General features: G+C 65.8%; 3 protein-coding genes and 1 pseudogene. 1 reads left to right on the top strand and 3 read right to left on the bottom strand.

Annotated elements, in window-relative coordinates; translation table 11 throughout:
* From Uis1B_RS11500 to istA, 3 genes and pseudogenes are all read right to left on the bottom strand, one after another.
* Positions 1-334 (bottom strand): annotated as a pseudogene (locus tag Uis1B_RS11500) (IS3 family transposase); the annotation flags it as partial.
* A gap of 140 nt (positions 335-474) precedes the next feature.
* Positions 475-1260, bottom strand: coding sequence for an IS21-like element helper ATPase IstB (gene istB / locus Uis1B_RS11495; protein WP_101618376.1), 786 nt, complete (start codon positions 1258-1260; stop codon positions 475-477).
* The gene (gene istA, locus Uis1B_RS11490) at positions 1257-2762 is read right to left on the bottom strand and encodes an IS21 family transposase (RefSeq protein WP_101618375.1); all 1506 of its coding nucleotides are present in this window, start codon (positions 2760-2762) and stop codon (positions 1257-1259) included. The genes istB and istA overlap by 4 nt, the downstream gene beginning before the upstream one ends.
* 201 nt (positions 2763-2963) lie before the next feature.
* Here istA and Uis1B_RS12405 point away from each other — a divergent pair.
* Positions 2964-3681: ISL3 family transposase (locus Uis1B_RS12405; protein ID WP_243390367.1), on the top strand; the 718-nt coding region annotated here is incomplete at its 3' end.

The raw sequence follows: 3681 nt of genomic DNA, 5'->3' as shown, positions 1-3681 counted from the left end.
CGCGGCGTTCGCCGGGCGCGAGCTCGTCGATCCACGAGGCCAGCACCTCCTTGCTCGGATACCCCAATTGGCGTATCGTACGGCTCGCTCGCCGCCCGTGCGTCAGGTAATGATCCACCGCGGCCCGCCTCTGTTCCAACGTGTAGCGCGCATACCGCTCCCCACGCCTCGACGGCACCCCGGTCTCCTGCTCCTCGAGCCAGTCCCGATGCCACATACGCAACGCCTCCCGGCTGGGATACCCCAACTCCCGGATCACATCCGCCGCACAGCACTCATACCGGACATACAACTCCACCGCACGCCGCCGCTGCTCCCTCGTATACTTCACCATGGCCCGCCTCCCGGAACCCCCAGTCCAAGAAAACGGCACCACCTCGTTGTGAGCGGTGTTTTTCCGCAGGATGGGTGGCGGGTTCCCCGCAGGGTGTGCGGTATCGGCCGCTGCCTGCCTGTGTTGTGTTGTTGTGTTGGTTATTTGGTCATGAGGGCGTGCTGGCTGCGGTAGGAGCGGCCCTCGAATCTGATGAGTCGTCCGTGGTGGACGGTGCGGTCGATGAGGGCCGCTGCCATGTTCTTGTCGCCCAGGACGCGTCCCCATCCGCTGAATTCGATGTTGGTGGTGTAGATGATGCTCCTTGTCTCGTAGCTGTCGCTGATGATCTGGAAGAGGAGGCGGCTGCCTTCCTCGTCGATGGGCAGGTAGCCGAACTCGTCGATGATCAGGAGCCTGGCCTTGCCTATGGCGGCGAGCTCCTTGTCGAGCCGGTTCTCCTGTTGGGCGCGCCGCAGGCGCATGAGCAGGCCGGTCGCGGTGAAGAACCGGACGGGGATGCCTCTTGCGCAGGCGAGCCTGCCGATCGCGATGGCGAGATGGCTTTTGCCGGTGCCGACGCTCCCGTAGAGCACGAGGTCCTCGCATCGGTCGACGAACCCGAGGGTCTCGAGTTGTTCGCGCCCCCAGTCGGCGGGCATTTTCAGGTTGGTCCAGTCGTAGCCGTCGAGTGTCTTGTCGGCCGGGAATCCGGCCTGCCTCAGGAGGCGGACGCGTCTGGATTGCTCGCGTGAGTCGAGTTCGGCCGTGAACCAGCGTTCGATGAGGTCGAGCTGGTTGGGCGTGGCCTCGGCCAGCATGTCGGCGAGCACGCCGCGCGTCAGGGGAAGGCCGCGGCTCATTTTCAGGATCCGTTCGCTTTTCTCGGTCGTGGACGCCCGCCTGCGGCGGGTCTCCGGGACCGCGGGATCGGGTCTGACGCTCATCGTCCCCGCCTCCCGTCGTCATGGCCGGTGCCGGTGATGAACTCGTCATAGCCGCTTAGGTCGGGTTCGTCCATCGCGCCGGGGTATTCCCAGTCGCCGTCGCGCATGCGCAATGCGATCGGGGTGAGGGTGTCCTCGTGCAGTCCCATGTCCTTGTTGCAGGCGAGGATCTCACCGCACGCCTGCATCACGGAATCGAAACCCGCGGCGGCGCACGCGTGGGCTATCGCTTTGAGGCTTTCCCTGAGGGTCTTGCCGTCCATGGAGTCGAGCCAGCCGCGGATGTCGTCGGGCACGTCGGGGCGTATCGGGCTCTCGCCCCACGCGCCGGGGCGCGCGGCGAGCATGGGCATCACCAGCGCCGGGTCCTGCAGAACACGCGGTCCGCCCCCGTAGGGACGCGGGTATTCGGCCAGAACCACGCCGGTGTCGGGATCGACGAGCGTGACGGCGTCCCACCGGACCGCGGCCTGCACGCGCCGACGGGCCCATGCGCCGCCGGCCAGATAGGAGCGGGAGTCGATGTTGATCCGGCCGTGCTTGTCGGCCTTCCTCGACTCCCAGCGCACCGGGTCGAACACCGTGGACGGCAACGGCGTCAACGCCGCCCTGTCCTCGGCGAACACCTCCGTGACGGGCACGTCCATCAGCCGCGGGCAGTACGACGAGCCGGCCAGGGCGTCGCACCGCTCCAGCATGAGACGCGACAACTGTTCGTATGACTCCGCGCGCATAGGCGGGACCATGATGTTGCGCCGCAGGAACCCGACCGCGTTCTCCACGCTGCCCTTCTCATGACCCGAATACGGGTTGCAGAAGCGTACCTCGAGCCGGTGGTGCGCCACGAACGACTCGAACACGCGGGTGAGCGTGATCTCGCCCTTCGCGTCCCTGTGCCCGGCGCCGGTGGCGTTGTCCATCACCATGACCGGAGGGACGCCGCCCACATGCGCGAACACGAGCATCAGCCCCGCGCACAGGCACTCCGCGTTCTCCCCGGGCATCGCCACGCAGTACCGCATGTTCGACCACGGGAACGAGACCACCAGACAATGCGTCTCCGTCTCACGCCCCGCGACCGTGGCCAACGCCACCCCGAAATCGACCTGCATCACTCCCGGAGCCCACGACAAGTCCAGGAACGCGGCCGACGACTCCCGGTTCGTCTCCCGCCAACGCTTCACATACCGCTGCACCACGGAATACGAGCCCTCGTAACCATGCTCCTCTACCAGCCGGTCGTACACGCGCCTAGCCGTATGCCGCTGCTTGCGCGGCATACGGCGATCAGCCTCCAGCCAGCCGTCCACCACCGCGGCGAATTCGTCGATCTTCGACCCGTACCGCCGGTCGTCCGGACGCCTCGGACTCAGATCCTCCACGTCCGCGTACTTCGCGACCGTCCCGCGATCCACACGCAGCCGCCGCGCTATCTCCGAACGAGACAACCCCTGCCGGTCCAGTCTCCTGATATCTTGCACAATGGGCATCGGTATCGCCATGATCCTTTCCTTCCCGAGCACCGGCCGGCGGCAACCGGCCGAAACAACCAATCGGCACTCGGGAATATACAGGCGGCGGACCGATGCCTCTCACATCATCCGAAGACGATGACGACACCGGGGAAAACCATCAGCCCACACTGCGGGAAAACACCGCTCAACCTGCTGAACAAACATTGAAGCAATACACTCAAGGAGACCATGCCCTCGCCGTTCGACGGCCTCACGTCGATCGGCGTGGACGAGACCAGCTACCGCAAGGGCCACACGTACATCACCGTCGTCGTCGACCACGAGCGGCGCCGTGTCATCTGGGCGCACGACGGGTACGGCAGGGACGTGTTCGACCTGTTCTTCCGGCAGCTCACCGACGGGCAGCGCGCCTCCATCCGGGTCGTCACCGGCGACGGCGCACGCTGGATCGACTCATGCGTGCGCGAATGGTGCCCGGACGCGCAGCGCGTGCTCGACGGCTTCCACATCGTCTCCTGGATGAGCGACGCGCTCGACCAGGTCAGGAAACGCCTCTGGAACCAGGCCAGACGCGAAGGCGACGAGGAGACCACGAAACGCATGCGCGGCGTCAGGTACGCGGTCCTGAAGAACCCCGACCATCTCACCGGACGGCAGGACGAATCCCTCACCGCGTTGGGGAACACGGATCCCAGGGGACAGCTCTACCGCGCATGGCGGCTCAAGGAACTCCTGCGCAACCTGCTCAGACACCCCATCGAACAGGCCCGCGGAGAGCTCAAACACTGGGTATTCTGGGCGTCCCACAGCCGCATCCCCGAGATCGTCGAACTCTCCAGGAAGATCAGGAGACGCCGGCCCGACATCCTGCGCACGATCGAGCTCGGCTACTCCAACGCCAGGCTCGAGGCGTTCAACAACCGCATCAAGGTCACCATCCGCATGG

The sequence above is a fragment of the Bifidobacterium margollesii genome, assembly GCF_002860355.1.
Taxonomy (GTDB): domain Bacteria; phylum Actinomycetota; class Actinomycetes; order Actinomycetales; family Bifidobacteriaceae; genus Galliscardovia; species Galliscardovia margollesii.
Note: the sequence above shows the minus strand (reverse complement) of the source record. Positions and strands in the feature narration are given on the sequence as shown.

What these genes read in the sequence shown, in the direction of transcription:
- istA (WP_101618375.1), bottom strand. Translation starts at nt 2,762, where the DNA reads ATGGCGATACCGATGCCCATTGTGCAAGATATCAGGAGACTGGACCGG.
- istB (WP_101618376.1), bottom strand. Translation starts at nt 1,260, where the DNA reads ATGAGCGTCAGACCCGATCCCGCGGTCCCGGAGACCCGCCGCAGGCGG.